The sequence below is a fragment of the Pelomonas sp. KK5 genome (genome assembly GCF_001984095.1).
Taxonomy (GTDB): Bacteria; Pseudomonadota; Gammaproteobacteria; order Burkholderiales; family Burkholderiaceae_C; genus KK5.
Map to the genome: position 1 here is coordinate 1 of NZ_LYVQ01000441.1, position 2009 is coordinate 2009.

Sequence of the window (2009 nt, forward strand, 5' to 3'; positions counted from 1 at the left end):
GGCGATCCAGTCGGCGGTGGCTGCGACGACGGTCGTCGCCGTCGCGCCGACGAGCAGCTCCGGCGGCGCGAATGCGGGCATGCTGGACCTGACCAGCACGAGCACCACGACCGGCGCCACCTCGGCCGCCGCCGCTGCGACGACGAGCAGCGGCAGCGCGGCCGCCGGCGCCGCCAGCTTCGGCTCGGTGCGGCTCTCGGGCCTGTCGATGGATGCGCTGTCCGCGCTGCTGGCCCAGCGCGGCGAGTACAAGAAGGCGCTGCTGTCCGAGGCCACGGTCAAGCTGGAGAAGAACCCCGGGCTGGCCGATGCGCGCAGCTGCCAGGACCTCGGCGATGCCGCGGCCGGCGGCTGCGTGGTGACACCCGAGCTGCGGCGCAAGGCCCAGGCCGACGGCACGGCGCAGGCCTTCGCCACGGCGCCGGCCGCGCGAGCCACGGTGGACGCCGCGCTGTCGTCGAACGCCGGGCCGCCGCCGGCCCGCCTGCCGGCACGGCGCCACGTCAAGCTGGCCGCGCTGCCGCAGATCGAACGCAAGGTGGCCGTGGTGATCGGCGTGAACGACTATGCGGACACCAGCATCCCGTCGCTCAGCAACGCGGTCGGCGACGCGCAGGCGATCGCGCAGCTCTTCGAGGCCCGGCTCGGCTACGAGACGGTGGTGATCCCGAACGCCACCAAGGCCGCGGTGATCGGCACGCTGAACCGCCTCGCGCTGTCCGCCGGCCCGCGCGACTCGGTGATGGTGTACTACGCCGGCCACGGGGACGTGGTGGACGCCACGAAGCAGGGCTACTGGCTGCTGTCCGACGCCGACGCCAAGCGGCCCGAGACCTGGCTCAGCAACAACGACATCGGCAAGCTGATCGGCCAGATCGGCGCCTCGCAGGTGGCGCTGATTTCCGACAGCTGCTACTCCGGCTCCCTGGTGGCCGACAGCGAGCGCATCCGCGCCAGCGCCACGCCGGTGGACCCGGCCCAGGTGCTGCAGCAGAAGTCGGTGGTGGTGATGTCCTCGGGCGGCAACGAGCCGGTGTCCGACGCCGGCAAGCAGGGCCACTCGCCCTTCGCCTGGAACCTGATGAACCAGCTCGACCAGCTGCAGCAGTGGCAGGCCGGCGGCAATGTGTTCGAGCGCGTGCGCTTCGCGGTGTCCAAGGAGCTGCCGCAGCGCCCGCAGTACGGGGCGTCCAGCGCCGCCGGCCACCAGCGCGGCGGCGACTACCTGTTCGAGCAGCGGCAGCTCGACGCCGGTGCGCAATGAGGTCTGCGTGGCGTAGCATCGCCCACGTGGGACATATCTGGAGTGGAAGGAAGAGAGTGAGGCACGACATGAAGACGACGACGACCAAGATCATCCGCAGCCTGGCCCTGGCCGGTGCGTCGCTAACGCTGAGCCTGAGCGCATTCGCGCAGGCGGCCTCGGCCCCGGCCGCGGCGCCGGTGCTCAAGGGCTCGCAGGTCACCGAGCAGGCGCTGATCGACGCGCTGGCCATCGAGGGCCCCGAGGCCCAGGTGGGCGCCACGCGCGGCTTCAAGGCAGCCAACCGCACCGGCAACGCCGCGCCGGCTGCCAACAAGCCGGCGGCGGCCGGCAAGGCCAGCCTGCTGATCACCTTCGGCACCAACTCGGCCGAGCTGACCGGCGAGTCCGCCGCCGCGCTGGACGTGCTGGCCCGCGCGCTGCAGTCCGACGCGCTGGCCGGCTTCTCGTTCAAGGTCGAGGGCCATGCCGACGCGCGCGGCGACGCCGAGGCCAACCGCAAGCTGTCGCAGCTGCGCGCGGAGTCGGTGGCCAGCTACCTGGTCAGCCACGCCGGCCTGCTGCCGGAGCGGCTGACGCCGGTCGGCAAGGGCTCCAGCGAGCCGATGAACAAGGGCAAGGTCGACGCGCCCGAGAACCGCCGCGTGACCATCGTCACCGTCCGGAACTGAGCGTCGCTCCGCCTTGAGCGACCAGCCAGACGAGCCGCCGAGCACCGAGCCGGCGGCCCTGGACCCGACTGCCG

Annotated in this window: 2 protein-coding genes; both read left to right on the forward strand. The window is 72.6% G+C overall.

What is annotated here, in order from left to right; translation table 11 throughout:
• Nucleotides 1–1264: caspase family protein (locus B0W88_RS31440; protein ID WP_144007128.1), on the forward strand; the 1264-nt coding region annotated here is incomplete at its 5' end.
• 68 nt (nt 1265–1332) lie between these two features.
• On the forward strand, nt 1333–1935 hold the full coding sequence (locus tag B0W88_RS31445) for an OmpA family protein (protein ID WP_077038378.1): 603 nt from the start codon (nt 1333–1335) through the stop codon (nt 1933–1935).
• Nucleotides 1936–2009 lie beyond the last annotated feature (74 nt).